Annotated in this window: 17 protein-coding genes; all 17 read left to right on the top strand. The window is 44.0% G+C overall.

Translation table 11 applies throughout. The features are described 5' to 3' along the window. Positions 1-83 precede the first annotated feature (83 nt). The 17 genes from BUB19_RS12885 to BUB19_RS24780 all read left to right on the top strand — a co-directional run bounded on the left by BUB19_RS12885 (position 84) and on the right by BUB19_RS24780 (position 20,952). A complete protein-coding gene (locus BUB19_RS12885; RefSeq protein ID WP_143156027.1) occupies positions 84-464 on the top strand; it encodes an HYC_CC_PP family protein in 381 nt (126 codons plus the stop codon). 92 nt (positions 465-556) lie between these two features. Beyond that, positions 557-1,129 carry a helix-turn-helix transcriptional regulator gene (locus tag BUB19_RS12880; protein WP_073094974.1) on the top strand — a complete coding sequence of 191 codons (573 nt, stop codon included), beginning with the start codon at positions 557-559 and terminating at the stop codon, positions 1,127-1,129. 326 nt (positions 1,130-1,455) lie between these two features. Continuing rightward, positions 1,456-2,487, top strand: coding sequence for an alcohol dehydrogenase AdhP (gene adhP, locus BUB19_RS12875; RefSeq protein WP_015266994.1), 1,032 nt, complete (start codon positions 1,456-1,458; stop codon positions 2,485-2,487). A gap of 11 nt (positions 2,488-2,498) precedes the next feature. Beyond that, positions 2,499-3,077, top strand: coding sequence for a YceI family protein (locus BUB19_RS12870; protein WP_073094973.1), 579 nt, complete (start codon positions 2,499-2,501; stop codon positions 3,075-3,077). 13 nt (positions 3,078-3,090) lie between these two features. Then, positions 3,091-4,392, top strand: a complete 1,302-nt coding sequence (locus BUB19_RS12865) for a hypothetical protein (protein ID WP_073094972.1) — start codon at positions 3,091-3,093, stop codon at positions 4,390-4,392. Between the two features lie 63 nt (positions 4,393-4,455). Next, on the top strand, positions 4,456-4,647 hold the full coding sequence (locus BUB19_RS12860) for a hypothetical protein (RefSeq protein WP_084097266.1): 192 nt from the start codon (positions 4,456-4,458) through the stop codon (positions 4,645-4,647). Next, positions 4,644-5,495, top strand: a complete 852-nt coding sequence (locus BUB19_RS12855) for a restriction endonuclease (RefSeq protein WP_073094971.1) — start codon at positions 4,644-4,646, stop codon at positions 5,493-5,495. The genes BUB19_RS12860 and BUB19_RS12855 overlap by 4 nt, the downstream gene beginning before the upstream one ends. Further along, on the top strand, positions 5,495-6,865 hold the full coding sequence (locus BUB19_RS12850) for an MBL fold metallo-hydrolase RNA specificity domain-containing protein (RefSeq protein ID WP_073094970.1): 1,371 nt from the start codon (positions 5,495-5,497) through the stop codon (positions 6,863-6,865). Before BUB19_RS12855 ends, BUB19_RS12850 begins: the two co-directional genes overlap by 1 nt. A 13-nt stretch (positions 6,866-6,878) precedes the next feature. Then, entirely contained in the window at positions 6,879-8,378 is a 1,500-nt protein-coding gene (locus tag BUB19_RS12845; RefSeq protein WP_073094969.1) for a thymidine phosphorylase family protein, read from the top strand. Beyond that, on the top strand, positions 8,375-9,259 hold the full coding sequence (locus BUB19_RS12840; RefSeq protein ID WP_073094968.1) for a ribose-phosphate pyrophosphokinase: 885 nt from the start codon (positions 8,375-8,377) through the stop codon (positions 9,257-9,259). The genes BUB19_RS12845 and BUB19_RS12840 overlap by 4 nt, the downstream gene beginning before the upstream one ends. Positions 9,260-9,271: 12 nt before the next feature. Next, positions 9,272-12,094, top strand: a complete 2,823-nt coding sequence (locus tag BUB19_RS12835) for a cation-transporting P-type ATPase (protein ID WP_073094967.1) — start codon at positions 9,272-9,274, stop codon at positions 12,092-12,094. Positions 12,095-12,167: 73 nt separating this feature from the next. Beyond that, positions 12,168-12,602 carry an HYC_CC_PP family protein gene (locus tag BUB19_RS12830; protein ID WP_449390449.1) on the top strand — a complete coding sequence of 145 codons (435 nt, stop codon included), beginning with the start codon at positions 12,168-12,170 and terminating at the stop codon, positions 12,600-12,602. 106 nt (positions 12,603-12,708) lie between these two features. After that, a complete protein-coding gene (locus BUB19_RS12825) occupies positions 12,709-16,533 on the top strand; it encodes an efflux RND transporter permease subunit (RefSeq protein WP_073094965.1) in 3,825 nt (1,274 codons plus the stop codon). A gap of 10 nt (positions 16,534-16,543) precedes the next feature. Beyond that, entirely contained in the window at positions 16,544-17,959 is a 1,416-nt protein-coding gene (locus tag BUB19_RS12820; RefSeq protein ID WP_073094964.1) for a TolC family protein, read from the top strand. Between the two features lie 19 nt (positions 17,960-17,978). Beyond that, entirely contained in the window at positions 17,979-19,760 is a 1,782-nt protein-coding gene (locus BUB19_RS12815; RefSeq protein ID WP_073094963.1) for an efflux RND transporter periplasmic adaptor subunit, read from the top strand. 147 nt (positions 19,761-19,907) lie between these two features. Further along, a complete protein-coding gene (locus BUB19_RS12810) occupies positions 19,908-20,420 on the top strand; it encodes a DUF3347 domain-containing protein (protein WP_073094962.1) in 513 nt (170 codons plus the stop codon). A 181-nt stretch (positions 20,421-20,601) separates the two neighbouring features. Next, positions 20,602-20,952, top strand: coding sequence for a 5-fold beta-flower protein (locus BUB19_RS24780; protein WP_394333881.1), 351 nt, complete (start codon positions 20,602-20,604; stop codon positions 20,950-20,952). The last annotated feature ends 12 nt before the right edge of the window (positions 20,953-20,964 follow it).

Below are 20,964 nucleotides of genomic sequence, written 5' to 3'. Positions count from 1 at the left end.
CCGTTGCGTACTTTTGAGTCATATTGAAGGGGATAACAAATAGATACCCGCTTCAATGGATGGCATTTTACATCAAAAGGGTCATGAAGCGCAACTTATATATCGTCCTAATAATTGCAATGCTTCTCCCTGGCAAAGGGATGGCAGTGTTTCAGCACTTTTGTGGGGGCGAACTGATCAGCTTCGAGCTTTTTCTAAAACATTACGAACCATGGTGTGACGACCACAGCAACCCTTGTGATGGCTGTGAGGATCAGGAAACCATCTTCTCTCTCGATGATTTCAGGACACCTCATTCAGACATTCTGGTCATTGATTTTTCACATGCGGCAATGGCTCAGCCATCGTTCCATTTGCCTTCTACACAATTTTTCGAGTCAAGAAACTACACAACTCCTAAAAAGGCTCCCCCCGGCTGGTCAGGGCGGTATCGCTCTATCCTGTTCCAGTCATTTCTTCTGTAATTCTACATTTGACGTTCAATTGTATTGTCACACACACAGCTTCCTGTAGTGTACAATACTTTATCAAATGTAAAATCTAAACAAAAGAAGAAATGAAAACTTCACATATCTACATCAAAAACATGGTGTGCGAGCGGTGTATCATGGTGGTGCGCCAGGGGCTCGAAAACCTCGGTTTCCAAATAGCCTGCATCCATTTGGGTGAGGCAGTGATTATTGGGGAGCTTAATGATGAACGGATCAGCCTGATTCAGGAATTCCTAAAGCAATCAGGACTTGAACTTATCGAAGAAAAGAAGCTCCGGCTCATTGAGCACATCAAAAGCCTTGTAATCGATTACGCACGCTCCGGGTACCAAGTGCAGGAAGAAAAAATTTCAAGCTATCTGTGCCGACATCTTGAACACGATTACGGCTATTTAAGCACCCTGTTTTCGTCTTTTGAAAACATTACCATTGAACGCTACCTCATCCTGCAACGGATTGAGCGGGTGAAAGAACTGCTGATCTACAATGAACAAACCTTGAGCGCCATCGCCTTTCAGGCGGGTTACAGCACGGTTCAGTATATGACCAGCCAGTTTAAGCAATATACAGGAATGACCCCTAAAGAATTTCAAAAGCTCTTTCTCAACAGGAGAAAGTTTATTGATCGGCTATGCTAGTCAATAATTCTGTAAAAAACGGATATACAGACTATAATTTCCTGAACGAACGCTATTCAAAATGTGAGATAGCTTGAATTTATCACAATTAAATAGTTGATAATCAATAATGTAGATGATTTTAAATTTTAAACTTCAAAATGGAACACCAAGAAAATTACGTAAAAGATCAGGCTTGTTGAGCCAATAAATTTGCAGGCGTTTGGCGCTATTTGGATTCGTTCGGTTGGCGGTCTACAACCAAACGCAGGATGCGAAAGGAACAGACTAAATGTCAATTTGACTGATGTGTCAATGTTAGAAAGTATTCATTTAAATAAATAACCATGTTACCAAAAACCATGAAAGCGGCTGTGGTCACAGAGTTTGGCCAACCGCTTAAAATTGAAGAGATACCTGTAAAGGCCCCAAATGAAAACCAAATCCTGGTGCAGGTAATGGCATCAGGAGTATGCCATACGGATTTGCATGCAGCTGATGGCGACTGGCCTGTCAAGCCCAGGTTGCCGCTCATTCCTGGCCATGAAGGCATTGGCTATGTGGCGGCTGTGGGCTCCAATGTAAAAAACACCAAAGAAGGTGATATAGTGGGTGTTCCCTGGCTCTACAGTGCCTGCGGTCATTGCGAGCATTGCATTACAGGTTGGGAAACACTGTGTGAGTCGCAGGTAAACGGAGGCTACAGCGTAGATGGCGGCTATGCGGAATACGTATTGGCAGATCCCAATTATGTAGGGCGGTTCAGCGGAGCCATAGACTTTGTGCAAATGGCCCCTATTTTATGTGCGGGTGTAACGGTGTATAAAGGCCTAAAAGAAACCGAAGTGCGACCAGGACAGTGGGTGGCCATTTCAGGCATAGGTGGCCTGGGTCATGTGGCAGTGCAATACGCAAAAGCCATGGGTTTGCATGTGCTTGCAGTGGATGTGTCAGATGACAAATTGAACCTGGCCAAAAAGCTTGGAGCTGATAGAGTGGTCAACGGTAAAAATCCCGATGAAGTGATGAATGCCCGGAAAGAAACGGGTGGTGTTCATGGCGTGTTGGTCACGGCTGTGTCACCAGTGGCTTTCCGGCAGGCGCTGGACCTGCTACGCAGAAAAGGAACGCTGGTAATGAATGGACTTCCTCCCGGTAGCTTTGATCTGCCCATTTTTGAAACCGTATTGAATCGCTATACGGTACGGGGCTCCATTGTTGGCACCAGGAAAGACCTGCAGGAAGCTATCGACTTTGCAATGGAAGGAAAGGTAACCACCACGGTAAAATCCGCTCCGCTGGAAGATATCAACCTAATCTTTGATCAAATGAAAAAGGGACAGATAGAAGGCCGTATGGTACTGGATATTGGTCATTAACCCACCTAACAATGAAACGATTCATAAAAATAGAAACATATTTCCTGCTTTTGGCAGTCGTAGCGCTTTCCCTACCGGCAACTGCACAACAGCACTATGAGCTGATGGGCAGTCAATCTTTAAAGGTAACAGGAACCTCCACCCTACACGATTGGGAGATGGTTTCTGAAAAACCGGAGGGTTCGGCAAGTATTACCCTGAGCGGTGAGCGGATCAAGGAAATAGTGTCCTTGTCGGTAACCATACCGGTAAATACGTTGAAAAGCGGCAAAAGTGGGATGGACGAAAATGCCTATAAGGCGCTGAGAGCGAAGCAACATCCCAACATCCACTTTGAACTGACCAGGGCACAGGTGGATGACCTCACCATCTTTGCCGGTGGCAGGCTCACCATTGCCGGTACTACCAGGCCAGTTGAGTTCAAGGTAGACTATCGGGTTTCTGGAAAAAACATTCGCTTCAAAGGAAGCCTGCCCGTGACTTTCAGTCAGTTCAATATGGATCCGCCAACAGCAGTATTTGGTACCATAAAGACAGGAAATGACCTGAAGATTTCTTTCGAAACCTTTTTTAAACAATCAAACAATTAAAAATTCAAACAAAATGAAAACGAGAAATAAAATAATTCAATCCTTGCTTGTTGCCATTCTAATATTGGCATCTGGCGTAGTGTATGCCCAGCAACCGGCCTTGCAGTATTTCAGGCCAAACGATAAAAACGGCCTGAATGTATTCGAGCCCTCAAAAGAGGATACAGTTATCTTTGATGGATTAAAAGTGAGGGTTGGTGGCGATTTCGCCATGCAGTTTCAAGGTATTAGGCAAAGCAATACGGCAGGTAACCTGACCAAACTGGGATCAGACTTCAATTTGCCGTCTGCCAACCTCAACCTGGACGTCCAGGTATTGGACGGAGTTCGCATGCATCTTAGGACCTATCTTTCTTCCAGAGCTCATAATGAATCCTGGATCAAAGGTGGTTATATGCAAATTGATAAACTGGATTTTATCAAGCCTGAATTCCTAGAAGGGGTAATGAAATATACCAGTATAACGATTGGGTTGGATGAGTTCAATTATGGTGATGCCCATTTCAGACGTTCTGACAATGCCCGGGCGATCTTCAATCCCTTTGTTGGCAACTACATTATGGATGCTTTTTCAACTGAAGCATTTGGTGAAATTACTGTTCAAAAAAATGGTCTTTTGGCTGTGGTTGGGCTCACAAACGGTAAGCTCAATCAAAATGTAACGGTTACCGATAATACCGACAACAAGCCATCATTTTATGGCAAACTTGGATTTGACAAGCAACTTAATGAAGACTTCAGAGTGCGGTTAACAGGTTCCTGGTATATCAATAATGGTACATCAACTGGAACCTGGTTATATGGTGGTGACAGGGCAGGGACCAGGTATTATAATGTATTGTACACATTACCTGATGCCAATGGAGTTGCTGAAGGAGGTCCAAGAGATGGAAGGTTCAATGCCAGATTCACAAAACTTACCGCCTTACAGATCAATCCATTCATCAAATTCAAGGGACTGGAATTCTTCGGGATATATGAGTTGGCCAATGGCAACAATGAATTTACCCAGCCCCAATCAGATACTGAAGGGGGCTTCACACAGCTTGCCGCTGAACTTCTTTATCGGTTTGGTACAAATGAAAAGTTCTACATAGGTGGAAGGTACAATACAGTAAATGGCAAGATGAGAGAAAGTGCCACTGAAAACCTGGATATCAGCAGACTCAATCTTGGTGGCGGTTGGTTTATTTCCAAAAATGTCCTGACCAAATTGGAATATGTGAAGCAAAGCTATAATGGCGAGGCATGGACTGGCAGATTTGCCGGAGCTGAATTTAGCGGAGTGATGGTGGAAGCTGTTATCAGCTTTTGATTGTCCAATGATCATGGAGTCGGACATGTAGTCCGGCTCCATAGATTTTTAACCAGGTCAATAATGAATTGGTTACAGTACAGTAAGGAGATACTCAGGAAAGTAAGCTTTGACAGCCAACTTCTAAAGAAAGAATTCAAAAAAGCACTAAGGATGCTTAACCGGAAGGATGGCATTTCTCTGAAACGATGGTTTAAAGAGAAATTTGGAAAAACACACGATGCATCAATTGACAGAAAAAATCAATTACCATGATCATTACTAAATCAACGGGATTACAGGAGCCTTTCAATAAAGGAAAGTTAAAACAATCACTTATGCGTTCTGGTGCAAACAGTGAACAAGCTGACGAAGTAGTTAGTGAAGTAATGGAAATGCTGGTAGAGGGAATGTCTACACGCAAGATTTACAAAACGGCATTTCGCCTACTACGAAATGTTTCCCGTCCGATGGCGGCACGATATAAACTCAAACACGCTATTATGGAATTAGGCCCCTCCGGTTTCCCTTTTGAACAATTCGTGGCGGAACTATTGAAACATAAAGGTTACAAAACACAAGTAGGAGTGATTGTAAAAGGGCATTGCGTAAATCACGAAGTGGATGTAATTGCTGAAAAAGACAAGCATCATTTTATGATTGAGTGCAAATTCCATAACCGTCAGGGTTACTCGTCCGATGTAAAAATTCCGCTTTACATACAGTCAAGATTTTTAGATGTAGAAACGTCATGGAAACAGTTGGATGGTCATGCCGAAAAATTTCATCAGGGTTGGGTGGTAACAAACACCCGCTTTTCAGAAGATGCAGCACAATACGGAAGGTGCATGAATATGAATTTGGTGGGTTGGGATTACCCGAAAAATAATGGGTTGAAAGATTGGATTGATGGTTCGGGCTTACATCCGGTAACCTGCCTTACCACCCTTACACAAAAAGAGAAGCAACAATTATTAGATAGAAAAATAGTGCTGTGTAAAACCATGCACCACAATCACACTGTATTGCAGAGTATCGGCATCGGTTCACCGAGATTGGAAAAGGTAATGGATGAATGTTCGGCTTTGTGTGAAACATTTTCAAACCATCAAAAAACTAAATAATGAAGAACGGTAAAATACAAATCCAGTTTCTCGGAGCAGCCGGAACAGTAACCGGCTCAAAGTATCTTATTACCGCATTCGGGAAAAATATTCTGATTGACTGCGGCTTATTTCAGGGTCTAAAAGAGCTACGGCTTTTAAATTGGAAACCTTTAAGTTTTCCCCCTTTGAAAATAGACTTTGTTTTACTTACCCACGCTCACCTTGACCATACAGGCTACCTTCCACGCTTGGTTAAAGAAGGTTTTGCCGGACATATCATTGGCACATCGCCCACATTGCAGGTTGCCGAAATTATTTTAAAGGATAGTGCTAAAATTCAGGAAGAAGATGCAATAAGGGCTAACAAGCATAAATATTCAAGACATAAACCTGCCCTGCCTTTATATGGTCTTGATGATGTAGAGGCAACATTGCCTTTAATGAAATCAAAGCCATTAAATGAATGGTTTCACATCAATGAAAACATACGTTATCGTTTTCGGTATAACGGTCATATTATTGGCGCAACTTTTATAGAGCTTCAGATAGGCGATAAGTTATTGGTTTTTTCAGGTGATATAGGTAGAGAAACTGACCCCTTGTTATTTCCACCCGAAAAACCGGAACATGCAGATATGCTCTTCATTGAAGCAACTTACGGCAATCGTCTTCACCCAAATCGTCCGGCTATTGATGCTTTACAGGAATTAATCAACCGATGCACCGCCAGAAACGGAACCATTATTATCCCAAGTTTTTCTGTAGAGCGCACCCAATTGCTTATGTATCTTTTTTGGCAGTTAAGAAAGTCTGGAAAGATGGCGAACATTCCCATTTACATGGACAGTCCGATGGGAAGAAATGTGCTGGAAGTGTTTCATAAAAACACTTCATGGCATAAACTTTCAATTGAGGAGTGTTCCGAAATGTGCAGCGAGATTAGAAGAATTAAAACAATGGATGAAACCCATGCGCTTGCTGCCGATAGTTCACCGAAAATAATTATTGCGGGAAGCGGAATGGCAGCAGGTGGCAGGGTGCTTACTTATTTTACAAAATATCTTGGCGATGAAAATGCAACTATACTGTTGGTTGGATTTCAGGCGGAAGGCACAAGAGGGCGTGCATTATTGGAAGGAGCAAAGGAAGTCAAACTCTACGGCAAATATTATCAGGTAAAAGCAACGATCGAAAACATTGAGGGCTTATCAGGTCATGCAGACCAAAACGGATTGATTGACTGGATGAGTAAATTAAAATCCATGCCCGATAACATATTCATCGTTCACAGCGAAGCAGATGGTGCAAAAGGATTAGAAAAGAAGATGCAGGAAACTTTGGGATGGTCATCATATATTCCCCGATTGAACGAAACTTTGTACATATAAAACAGATTGGGATATGCACAACAATAAAACTCTTACGATAAAAAATCTCGGGATAGATACCTACCGCGAGAACATAATTTATATGCGTTCTGATTGCCATGTGTGCCGCTCCGAAGGATTTACTGCGCTTACTCGCGTGGTGGTCCATTGCATGGATAGAAGCATTGTAGCTACGCTGAATGTTGTACAATCAGAACTGTTGCGACACGGAGAGGCAGGTCTTTCCACGGTGGCCATCAAAAGGCTGGAGGCAAAAAAGGACAACAAGATTACAGTCTCCCACCTACAACCCATTCCATCGGTTGGATTGGTCAGGGCAAAGATGTATGGAAAGGAGTTGACGGAAACTGAACTGGAACAAATTGTCGGAGACATTTCAAAAGGCCACTACTCCAACATTGAACTTGCCGCATTCATTACCGCCACTTCCGGCAATCACCTTTCCACCAGTGAAATAATTGGCCTAACCCGTGCTATGGTACGCTCCGGTGAAAAATTAACATGGGATGGAAACCTTGTATATGATAAACACTGTATAGGAGGCTTACCGGGGAACAGAACAACTCCTATTGTCATCAGCATAGCCGCTTCTGCAGGTTTAACTATTCCCAAAACATCCTCCCGTGCAATCACATCCCCCGCAGGAACAGCCGATACAATGGAAGTGATGACCAATGTGGAACTGACAATGAGTCAAATGAAAGAGGTTGTCACTATGGAAAACGGTTGTTTGGTCTGGGGAGGATCGGTGAGTTTAAGCCCGGCCGATGACATTCTTATCTCCGTTGAAAAAGCGCTTGATATAGACAGCGAAGGTCAGATGATCGCTTCCGTGCTTTCCAAAAAAGCAGCGGCAGGTGCAACGCACGTGATAATTGATATACCTGTCGGAGAAACTGCTAAAATCAGGTCAGAAAGTAAAGCGAAAGAACTAAAAGAACTATTCGAAATAGTTGGGAAAAATATTGGTTTAGTTGTGAAAGTGATTATTACCGATGGCAGCCAGCCAATTGGAAGAGGGATTGGTCCTGCCCTGGAAGCAATGGACGTTTTGAGCGTGCTGAGAAATGAGCATGACGCTCCCGAAGACCTGAAGCAAAGAGCAATACTAATTGCCGGTGAATTATTGGAACTTTCGGGAAAATCAGAGAGAGGAAAAGGTGTAAAAATGGCTGCCGAAATACTTACTTCAGGTTTAGCCCACAAAAAATTAATGTCAATATGCGAAGCACAGGGGCGTTTCACAGAGCCATCCTATGCGGATTTTTGTATGGAGGTGTTGTCCGAGGTTGATGGAATTGTTGAAAGAATAGATACCAGGAAGATTGCCAAACTCGCCAAGCTTGCCGGAGCACCAAAATCCCCCAAAGCAGGGGTATTGTTTAATGCCCCTTTGAATAAACAAGTAAAAAAAGGAGATGTACTCCTTGCCATTTACGCAGAAGCAAAGGGCGAATTGGATTATGCCCTTGAATATTATAGAAGTCAAACCCAAATAATTGTAATCAAATGAACAATAAGAATATCATTCTATTTGCATTGCCAGATAATGAAGCTTTAGCTACTGCGCTTGCAAATCAATACCAAGTGCAAACGGGCAAATTTACCATAAGGAATTTTCCTGATGGTGAAACCTATGTACGTATCCACTCGGATGTAAAAGACAAAAAAGTCGTAATGCTGTGTTCATTAGACCGCCCGGATGCCAAACTGTTGCCGTTATACTTTTTGTCGCGAACCGCGATGGAATTAGGAGCAAAATGCACCTGCCTGATTGCGCCTTATCTGGCTTATATGCGACAAGACAAGCAGTTCCATCCCGGCGAAGGTATTACTTCAAGATATTTTGCATCCTTGGTCTCTGTTTTTGCTGAGACCATAACCACCGTTGATCCTCATCTGCACAGGTTTGGTTCCTTATCGGAAATTTATTCAGTCCCAGCTTTAGTGGTCAGGGCTGCTAATCTTATATCTGACTGGATAAAAAACAACATCTCAAGACCAATTTTGATAGGACCTGACAGTGAAAGTGAACAATGGGTTTCCGAAGTGGCCATTAATGCCAACGCCCCCTTTATTGTATTGGAAAAAATAAGGCGTGGAGATAAAGATGTGGAAGTTTCTGTACCTCAGGTTGAAAAATATAATCATTATACACCGGTTCTTGTGGATGACATTATTTCGACCGCTCGGACAATGATAGAAACTGTCGGACACTTGAAAAGGGCAGGAATGAAACCCCCTGTATGCATTGGTGTCCATGCAGTGTTTGCAGGAAATGCTTATCAGGACTTACTGAATGCAGGGGTAGCTAAGGTGATAACCTGTAATACCGTTCCTCACGAAAGTAATGCGATTGATATTTCAGATTTAATGAAAGATGTTTTCAAATAACAATGGTTCAAAATGAAAACGAAAGACACAAAAAACAAAAAATCTTCAAATTCTACAGGTCAGGTACACTGGCACAGCTTGCCTGTGGATGAAATTTACAGGAGATTGGATACCTCTCCAGAAGGACTGACAGATAAGTCCGCAGAAGAAAGAAGCTTGAAATACGGATGGAATAAACTACCTGAAAAATCTGGTGTCAATCCGGTAATGAAATTCCTGAAGCACTTTGATAATTTGCTGATTTACATATTGCTGATTGCTGCTGTCATTACAGCCTTAATGGGCAACTGGCTAGTCACAGGAGTCATTTTTGGCGTTGAGCTAATCAATGCTGTGATCGGATATATTCAGGAAAACAAAGCCGAACGTGCTATTCGGGGAATAAGTAATATGTTGCCGGGACACGCAAAAGTAATCCGTTCTAGTCAAACGAAATCTATACTTGCAGAAAGCCTTGTGCCGGGCGACATTGTGCTGCTTAAAGCGGGTGACAAAATTCCGGCAGACATAAGGCTTACAGAAGCAACCAACATGAAGATTGAAGAAGCTGTCTTAACCGGTGAGTCTCTACCTGTGAATAAAACCACAGAGGTATTTCCCGAAGAATCGCTTCCTGCTGACAGGAAATGTATGGCCTATTCGGGAACGCTGGTTACAAACGGAATAGGTACAGGTATTGTGGTCTGCACTGGGGTTCATACTCAAATCGGGCAGATCAGCAAAATGATGGAGGATGTGCAAACCCTTAGCACCCCTTTAATGAGAAAATTTGACCGCTTCGGTAAAATGCTCGCTATCGCAATTATTTTCCTTTCCGCAATATTTTTTATGTTGGGCTATTTTATTCAGGGTTATGCACTGAATGAACTGTTTCTGATAGTGGTTGGTATAGCTGTTTCACTCATACCGGAAGGATTGCCTGTACTAATGACGATAACCCTGGCAAAAGGCGTACTAAAAATGGCCAAGCAAAATGCCATCATCCGAAAACTTCCTTCAGTGGAGACGCTTGGAGAAGTTACGGTGATATGCTCTGATAAAACAGGTACCCTTACCAAGAATGAAATGACAGTTACCGATGTTTTATTGGCCAATAAACAATACACGGTCACGGGAGTGGGATATTCCCCTGTAGGAGAGATTTTCGACAATGGGAAAAAAGTAGCAATGGGTGAATCTGATGGATTCGATGAACTCCTTCAGGGTGTTGCCCTTTGTAGTAATTCGGAAGCCAACAAATCCGGGGATGAGTGGTCAATAATCGGAGATCCAACTGAATCAGCCCTTTTGTCACTTGCTCTCAAGGGTGGCTACTATGGATTTAAAAACAACAAACGGTTGGATATAATACCGTTTGACTCGTCCCAAAAGTTTATGGCGGTTTTAATTCCGGGTGAGCATTTCAATACCATTTATTTAAAGGGTGCCCCTGAAAAGGTTCTGGAAATGTCTGTATTCCACGGCAGTATCGGTCAAAGCGATACCAACTCTCCTGAATGGTGGAAGGAGCAACTTTCATCCTTGGCTTCGGAAGGAAAAAGAATCATAGCAACAGCAAGTAAAAAAGTACCTTTAGATTATAAGAATATTCTATTGAGCGATGTTTTTAATATGGATTTTTTGGGGATAGTGGCTATGATTGACCCTCCTCGACAGGAAGCCATCAAGGCAATTGAACAATGTCATCAGGCAGGGGTAGAAGTCAAAATGATAACCGGAGACCACACCCTTACCGCCAAAGCTATTGGGGAAAGCCTGAACATTGTTAAAGAAGATAATGTAATAAGTGGACCGGAACTTGAAAAACTAAGCGATATAGAATTAGAGGCTGTGGCAAAAAAATACCAGGTATTTGCCCGCACAACGCCTGAACACAAGCTCAGACTTGTAAAGGCACTCCAAAGTAACGGACAAATAGTAGCTATGACGGGTGATGGTGTCAATGATGCCCCCGCACTTAAAAGAGCCGATGTTGGAATTGCTATGGGGATCAAAGGAACAGATGTAACCAAGGATTCCGCAGAAATGATCTTAGCGGATGATAATTTTGCAACTATAGCCAAAGCAGTATTTGAAGGACGTTCCATCTACGACAATCTTAAAAAATCCATCTTGTTTGTCCTGCCAACTAACGGTGCAGAGGGTTTTGTTATGATGGCATCTGTCCTTATAGGAGGACATATGCCCATTACCCCACTCCAAATTTTATGGATTAATTTAGTTACTGCCGTTACACTTGGGTTTGCACTGGCATTTGAACCCGGGGAGCCCAATGTGACAACCCGTCCTCCCCGTAAACCCAATGAACCGATTTTGGACGGATTTCTTATCTGGCGTATAGGGTTTGTTTCAGTTTTATTGGGATCGATCACTCTAATGGTTCACCATTTTTTGATTCAGTTTGGTGCCGATTATGGCCACGCAAGGTCAGCTGCAGTAAACACCCTTGTAGCAGGAGAAGTATTTTATCTCCTTAACTGTCGCTATTTGAGAGAACCAGTGCTGGGTAAAGGTTTCTTCAGTAACCCTAAAGTATTTTATGCAATTAGCTCTGTGGTGCTGATTCAGCTATTCTTTACTTACACTCCATTTATGAACATTTTATTCGATACCACGCCATTGCATACAAGAGAATTAACCTGGATACTGGCGGCAGGTCTTTTGTTTTTCATAATCGTTGAAATTGAAAAGATGATAACAAAAAAGATATTTGACAATGATTCGGAAAAAGGAGGATATTTTAATCCTTTTAAAAAAATTGTTCCTATAAGGAAATCCGAAAACGGAACAATGAAATCTTTGTGGTCTAACCCCTCAAGGAACAACTTCATGTAAAAAACCTTCAGCCAATACAAATATTTGAGTAAAAATTTCTATCCTTTTCAAATATAATTTGTAATTTTGACCATTGCAACGTTTTAGAAAAATATCGGCCATAATGCTTTCAGCCTTGGTGCTGCTCAGTTCCACGAGCTTCACCCTTGGGATGCACTTTTGCATGGGGCAGTTGGAGAACATTGCATTCTTTTCAGGAGCTGAGCCCTGCGAAATGGTCACACAGAAATCACCTTGTGCCACGGATAAGCATGATCCAGATTGCGAACGTCAGCAGGTCACTAAAAAGGGTTGCTGTGAAGACCAGACTTTAGTAATTGAGGGTCATGAAGATCTTACGCAAGTGTCCAAAGTTGCGGTTCCTGATTTTCAAATGATCGCAGTTTTCTACGCTGTGGTATCCTTTCTTTTCAGCGCTCCTGCAGTTGATTATTATTCGTATAACGATTATTCCCCCCCTCTGATTGTGCGTGACATACCTGTGCTCGTTCAATCCTTCCTTATTTAAGCTTTTCATTCAATTCTTTCACTAGGCATAGCATTATGCTGCGCCACAAGTGCATGCATTTGTATGCGCTCAAGTCAATCCAGTTTTAAAGAAAATTGAATGAAAAATGCTCAATTCCATAATCAAATTCTTTCTCGAGAATAAGCTCGTTACCGTTCTCGTATTGCTACTCATTGTAGCCTGGGGCATAGTCACTGCTCCTTTTAACTGGGAGGCAAGTTTCCTCCCACGTGACCCGGTTCCGGTTGATGCCATCCCGGATATTGGAGAAAACCAGCAAATCGTTTTCACTGAATGGATGGGTCGTTCCCCGCAAGATGTGGAAGATCAGATCACCTACCCGCTTACCACTTCCCTACTTGGCTTGCCCGGTGTAAAAAGCGTTCGAAGTAGTTCAGCCTTCGGCTTTTCCAGTATTTATATCATCTTCAATGAAGATATAGAGTTTTACTGGAGCCGTTCACGTGTACTGGAAAAACTTAACTCTTTACCAAGTGGACTTTTACCCGTTGGTGTCCAGCCCAAATTAGGCCCTGATGCCACCGCCTTAGGCCAGGTGTATTGGTACACGCTGGAAGGCAGGGACAAGGACGGAAACCCTACCGGAGGATGGGACTTACACGAACTGCGCACTATTCAGGACTATTACATCCGCTATGCCCTTACCAGTGTGGAAGGAGTGGCCGAAGTAGCTTCTGTAGGTGGGTATGTCAAGGAATATCAGGTAGATGTCGATCCTGCTGCCCTCAAGGCTCATGGGGTTTCCCTCATGGATGTGATGCAGGCGGTAAGGAACAGCAACATCGATGTAGGTGCCAATACCATTGAGATCAACCGGGTGGATTATTTCGTCAGAGGTCTCGGTTATGTCAAAACATTAAGTGACTTGGATGAGGCAGTAGTTAAAGTCACGGATAATGTGCCGCTTCGCATCAAAGATATTGCGAAGGTCAATATCGGCCCTCAACCAAGAAATATGAGCGGCTTACTAGACAAATCAGGTGCCGAAGCTGTTGGTGGAGTGGTAATCGCCCGATATGGTGACAATCCGCTTAAAATCATTAATAGTTTAAAGGAAGAAATTGAAAAGATAGCCGTGGGTTTGCCCACTAAAACCCTGGAAGACGGTACGGTATCAAAGGTTACTATTGTTCCCTTTTATGACCGTACCGGCTTGATTTACGAAACCCTGGGTACACTTTACGAGGCAATAAGCTTACAGATACTCATTACGATCATCGTCATTATTGTGATGTTGTATAACCTGAGGGCCTCTATTCTCATTTCCGCTTTGTTGCCTCTGGCGGTGTTGATGTGTTTCATTTTCATGAAATACGTTGGAGTAGATGCCAACATTGTAGCTTTGTCAGGTATAGCCATTGCCATAGGTACCATGGTTGACCTGGGAATTATTCTCAATGAAAACATACTCCGCCACATGGACGAAGCTCCTGAAGGCCAATCCAAACTGAAAACAGTCTATGACGCCACCACTGAGGTGGCTTCCGCAATCCTGACAGCAGTAGCCACCACCATTGTTAGTTTTTTACCTGTCTTTACACTTCAGGCAGCAGAGGGAAAACTTTTCGGGCCATTGGCCTATACAAAGACCTTTGCATTGGTGTCAGCGCTGATTTTTACACTCATCATTATGCCTGCTTTTGCCCATTGGATTTTTTCAATGAAAAAAGGTAAGGGCCGATTTGGGCAATATTTCAACTACCTTTTGGTAATAATAGGTCCAATTGTAGCATTTACGGTATGGCACTGGGCAGGATGGGTGCTCTTTGGCTTTGGGGTAATCAATGTGTTATTACACCATTTCCCGGAAAAATTCGGAAAACACCGGAACCTGATGCTTGTCGGTTTTACCGTAGCCATGGTAGCCTGGCTGCTGACTGTCGAATGGGTTCCTTTGGGGGTTTCCAATAGTTTGCTGGTCAACTTCCTTTTTATTGCATCCATTATAGCTGTGGTACTGGGGGGCTTTGGCTTGTTCATCCGCCTGTATCCCCGAATTCTGATGTGGTGCCTTGATCACAAAGCGCTGTTTTTAACACTTCCCGCCATCATTCTTTTAATTGGAGCCAATATATGGATGGGTTTCGATAAAGTATTTGGTATCATTCCAAAAGCAACGGAGAAATTAGGTTGGGATATAAGAGAAAGTTCCGGTTGGTCAGCGATGACAGCAACTTTCCCCGGCATGGGCAAGGAATTTATGCCTTCACTAGATGAGGGAACCTTCCTGCTAATGCCAACATCTATGCCTCATGCAGGTGTGGAAGAAAACAGGGAAGTATTGCAAAAGCTGGATATGCTGGTAACCGCTATTCCCGAAGTAGAGATGGTAGTAGGTAAGGCCGGTCGGGCAGAAACGGCAATTGACCCTGCTCCCATTTCCATGTTTGAAAATACCATCAGCTATAAAAGTGAATATGTTTCTGATATCAATGGGACCAAACTTCGCTTCAAAGTAAACAGAGATGGGCATTTTGAACTGAAGAACGGAGAGCTATACAACCATGAAACCATGTCTCCAGAGCAAATAGATGTCGGGATGCTCATTCCTGATTCAGATGGTGAGTATTTCCGTCAATGGCGTGACCATATTAAATCCCCGGATGATATATGGAATGAAATTGTAGGGGTGGTCAATATTCCGGGAGTAACTTCATCTCCAAAGCTGCAGCCGATTGAAACCAGGTTGGTCATGTTGCAAACCGGAATGCGGGCACCTATGGGTATAAAGGTCTATGGGCCGGATCTCGCAACTATTGAAGGGTTTGGACTGCAACTGGAAAAATACCTGAAAGAAGTTCCTTCTGTTAAGACGGAGGCTGTCTTTGCTGATCGTATCGTTGGGAAACCATATTTGGAAATTGATATTGACCGCATTCAGATTGCGAGATATGGTCTAAGTATCAGAGATGTTCAGGACTATGTGGAAACAGCCATTGGCGGTATGCAAATCAGCACCACCGTTGAAGGAAGGGAGCGTTTCCCTATCAGGGTACGATATGCCCGGGAATGGAGGGATGATCCTTCTTCCATAGAAACCATGCAGGTACCAACCCCCACAGGATCATACATTCCACTGGGGCAATTGGCCAATATTACTTACCGTCCAGGCCCTGAAATGATCCGTGGGGAAAACAGTTTTCTGGTTGGGTACGTGCTGTTGGACAAAAAAGCGGGATTTGCAGAGGTGACGGTAGTGGAGGATGCCCAGCGGTATCTTAAGGAAAAAATAGATTCGGGAGAATTGACAGTTCCGGCCGGGGTACGATACGTTTTTTCGGGCAGTTATGAAAACCAAATCCGCGCAGAAAAACGTCTGGCCATTGTAGTCCCCCTGTGTTTGATAGCCATTTTCCTCATCCTGTACTTCCAATTTAAATCTGTGGCTACCAGTATGATGGTTTTCACTGCCATCGCAATGGCCTTTGCAGGAGGTTTTATGATGCTCTGGTTCTACGGGCAGGGCTGGTTTTTCGACTTTTCAGTCTTTGGTACCAACATGCGGGAATTGTTCCAGATGAAAACCTACAACCTGAGTGTGGCGGTCTGGGTTGGCTTTATTGCCTTGTTCGGGATTGCCACTGATGATGGTGTGGTGGTGGCCACCTACCTCAAACAAAGCTTTGAAAAGCACAGCCCGGAAAATATCAAAGAGGTACGAAAAGCAGTTTTGGAGGCGGGTATGAAAAGGGTAAGGCCATGTCTGATGACCACTGCCACAACCCTGCTGGCGCTGCTACCTGTACTCACTTCTTCAGGCAGGGGTTCAGATATCATGATTCCCATGGCGATACCATCGTTCGGGGGAATGGTAGTAGCATTGATCACACTTTTGATTGTTCCTGTGCTTTATAGCTGGTGGGCAGAAAGAAGGTTAAGGAACAATCCTGAAGTATTTTCGGAATCATAAAAAAGAAGACATGAGAAAATTAGTAATAATAGCGCTTTTCTGTCTGGGGGTACAGGTTCCCGGACTTTCACAAAGTCTGGAAGAATACCTTCGGATTGCCGCAGAGAATAATCCTGAGCTGAAAGCCTACTTCAATGATTATAGCGCAGCCCTGGAGCGTGTGCCACAGGTAGGCTCTTTACCCGATCCTGAACTGGATATGGGCTTTTTCCTGAGGCCAATGGAGTTCCCCATGGGAAACCAAAGGGCACAGCTCCAATTGATGCAAATGTTCCCCTGGTTTGGCACCCTGGGTGCCAGAAAAGATGAGGCCAGTAAAATGGCCCTCGCCCGGTTTGAATTATTCCAGGATGTCCAAAATCGACTGGTTTTTCAAGTAAAAAACACCTGGTACCGGCTTTACGAGCTTGAAGAAGAAATCAGGATTGTTCAGGAGAACCTGGATATCCTGAACCAATATGAAAGGTTGGCATTGATACGTTTTCAAAGTGCCGGTACAAGTTCCGGTTCAGGAGGTATGCAAAGGAATGCATCAATGAAGGAAGAATCCGGATCATCATCTTCCGGTGGAATGGGCAATATGGGCAGTGGTACGAATCCTGGTGCAAAAGGCGCATCTACAGCAGGCAGGAGTACATCTTCCACTTCTCCCTCAATGGGGGGTGGCGGATCAGGAATGAGCGATGTGCTTAGAGTAAGGATGGAAATCAAAGAATTGGAAAACACGCTGGCATTGCTATTGGATTCCAGATTTCCCTTGCAGGCTGAATTCAACCAGCTGCTCAATCGGGACATCAATGATAAAGTGACCATATCTGACACATTGGATGACTTTCCCTTAAACATAGCGCGGTTGGCACTATTGGACAGCATTACCCAAAACAATCCCATGCTGAAGATGCTGGATGCGGAAGAGGAGGCTTATGAAGCACAAAAAAGAATAGCCAAACTTGAAGGAAGGCCCATGCTGGGGGCTGGAGTTACCTACATGCCTTTTAGCCCACGAACCGAAAACGGAACGCCCATGGGCGGTGATGATATGGTGATGCCAATGGTACGCTTATCCATCCCAATTTATAGAAAAAAATACAATGCCCTGCAAAAAGAAGCAGAGTTGAGGCAAACCGCTGTGCAGCAAAGAAGGGAAAATACGGTCAACCAGCTTTCTACAGAATGGGCTAGTGCCATGCGCACCTTGGATGACGCCCAAAGAAGGGTACGCTTATACAGGGAACAGACCGACTTGGCCAGACAAACCTTAAATCTCCTGATGATTTCATATTCGACAGAGGGAAGGGAATTTGAAGAAGTCCTTAGGGTACAACAACAGTTGCTCGACTATCAACTCCGATGGATCACTGCAATTGTAGATCAATATACTACGCTGGCAGTGCTTGAAAACCTGGCTGCCTCCAATCTCAACTGACATTTTAACATTTAAGACAATGAAAGAAATATTTAAAAACAAAAAAGTCCTCCTTATCATACTAATGGCAGTAGTGCTGGGAGGACTGATGGGATGGTGGATAAAACCATCTTCAGACCACCAAGATGAAGAATTTCATCAGCACGAGCTGTCGGAAGACGGCCAGATATGGACATGTTCCATGCACCCACAAATCAGGCTCTCGGAACCGGGAAGCTGTCCGATTTGCGGAATGGACCTGATACCGGCATCATCCAAAAGATCGGCAGCAGATGCCAATCCGATGATACATGAAATGACCCCCCAAGCAGTGGCTATGGCCAATATCCATACCTCAAGGGTGACGGGAGTTTCCCCAGAGGGGGAACTTTTCCTCACAGGCAAAGTGAAAGCGGATGAACGCCAGCTCGCTTCCGTGACGGCCAAATTTCCCGGACGAATAGAGCAGCTCTTTGTAAACTTCACCGGGCAGGTGGTAAGAACCGGTGAGCGATTGGCCACCATTTATTCACCGGAGTTAGTTACAGCCCAAAAGGAATTGCTGGAAGCTGCCTCCACTAAAGAGATCTACCCCCAGCTCTACACTGCTGCACGTGAAAAGTTAAGGTTGTGGAAACTCAATGAAAACCAAATCGATGAGATAGAAAAAACAGGAAAAGTTAGGGATCAGTTTGATGTGCTTTCAGATAAAAGCGGGATCGTAACCCAGCGAAACATTGCAGTAGGCGATTATGTAAACACCGGATCCATACTGTTTGATGTTGTGGATTTGAGCAGGGTGTGGATCATGATCGATGCATATGAAACAGACCTTCCGTTTGTGAAGATTGGTGATGAAGTGAGCTTTACGGCTGCCGGGATCCCCGGACAAACATTCACAGCAAAGGTCACTTACATAGACCCGGTGATTAATCCAAATACACGGGCGGCTTCTGTTCGTGCAGAAGCTTATAACAGAAGTGGGGAACTACGGCCTGAAATGTTTGTCAATGCACAGGTTAAAACCACACTTCGACAAGGACAATCATCCCTGGCCATACCCCGTACCGCTTTGCTCTGGTCGGGCAAACGCTCCATTGTATATGTCAAGGTACCCGACACAGAATTCCCTACCTACGAAATGCGTGAAATCACCATTGGCCCACGTATGGGCGAAATGTGGCTGGTGGAAGCCGGACTGGAAGCGGGTGAAGAGATAGTGACCAATGGAGTATTTGCCATCGATGCGGCTGCACAACTTTCCGGAAACTACAGTATGCTCATGCGTCCGGATGTGAAAACCATGGACGTACCACAGGCTTTCAGGGAACAAATCACAGCGCTGGCCGATGCTTATTTCAAAGTAAAGAATGGTTTGGTCGCTGATGATCCAAAGGCTACACAATCCGCATTGGAACAGTTGGAGGCAGCTTTGGACCAGATTGACATGGCCGGGCTGAAAGGCCAGGCACACGATCACTGGATGGCTTTGAAACAGAAGTTTTCAGAAGCAACTAAAATGATGCAGGCTGAAGAAAGCCTGGATGGCCTGCGGCAACACTTCTCAATGCTTTCTGAAAATATGCTGGAGATGACCGAATCTTTCGGACTGGAAAAGGACAAAGTGTACAAAGATTTCTGCCCGATGGCATTTGACAATAAGGGCGCATTTTGGCTCAGTGAAACGGAAGAGATTCTCAACCCCTATTTCGGTGAGGCTATGCTTTCCTGTGGGGAAGTAAAAGAGACGTATCTCAAAGGTCAAAAAGTCTTTGAGGATGGAGGGCCTGCCAAGCAAGCAGCCAGTGGACATAACCATTAAGAGATGAAAAGTTGCTGTAAAACCGGAGATGAAAAAGCTCCTTCAACAATAAAAAAATGGGTCAGCCGGATGGTCTGGGGAGTAGTCATTCTTCTGGTCACTGGTTTAGCCCTGATTCAAGTATTTAACCTTTAAACAAATAGAAAAATGAAAAAAACAATGATCATGCTATACCTGGCTTTAGTAAGCTGGGGAGCAACCGCACAACACGACCATGCAGCGCATGGTGCACAAGCAAGCAGTGAAAAGATGGAACCAATGTTTAAAGACAAGGCACTGGGTTCTTCCTACACACACTACATCCATTTGAAGAATGCTTTGGTGGCGTCTGATTTTCATAAAGCAAAATCTGCTTCTGAATCTTTGGTGAAGGCCCTTCACAATATCAAAGGAAGTGATAAAGTCCATACAGAGGCGGCCAATGTTGCGCAGGCAGGTTCGCTGGAAAACCAGCGAAAGGCTTTTACCGCCTTAAGCAATGAGATGGCCACCTTGGTGAAGGGAGCTGATATCAGCATGGGAGAACTCTATCTGGAATACTGCCCCATGGCCAACGGCAACACCGGAGGCTATTGGCTATCCAACGAAAAGGAAATCCGCAATCCCTACTTCGGTGACCAAATGCTGAAATGCGGGAGTGTAAAAGAGACAATAAACTAACACAAGTCCTAGTGCTATGGATTGGGTCAACTCATATGGTTAAGCCCGATCCTGACACCAGGCACAAACACAATGAGAAATGAAAAAGAACATCATTTTCAGCATCGCATTCCTTGGAGGAATGCTGCTGGCAGCACATGGGCTCTTGGCACAACCAAGTAGCAAGTAGGAACAACGCCTAATACACATCAATTCAAAAGGTGAGGTATCGGATGACCAGGGCACCAAGCTCGGGTACATCAGTAAAGAAGACATAGTCTTTAACAATCAGGGTCAAAAACTGGGCTTTATCAAAAATGGTAAAGTGTATGATGCCGAAGGTAATTCCCTAGGCAAAGCCAAAAAAGATGGCCGCTATTACAACAACGATGGAGTCTTCATCCTGAGCACCAAAACGATAGGGGATAAATGCGAGATTCTGGATCCGGAAGGTCACAAGAAAGGCACAGTACACAAAAACTATAAGCTTCATGCGTGTGCTACACACTGTTTCTTCTTGGAAAAGGAAATGAAAAAAGAGGAAGATAAGTAAAAAAGTAAAGCC

This window comes from Cyclobacterium lianum (assembly GCF_900143075.1).
GTDB lineage: Bacteria > Bacteroidota > Bacteroidia > Cytophagales > Cyclobacteriaceae > Cyclobacterium > Cyclobacterium lianum.
Note: the sequence above shows the minus strand (reverse complement) of the source record. Positions and strands in the feature narration are given on the sequence as shown.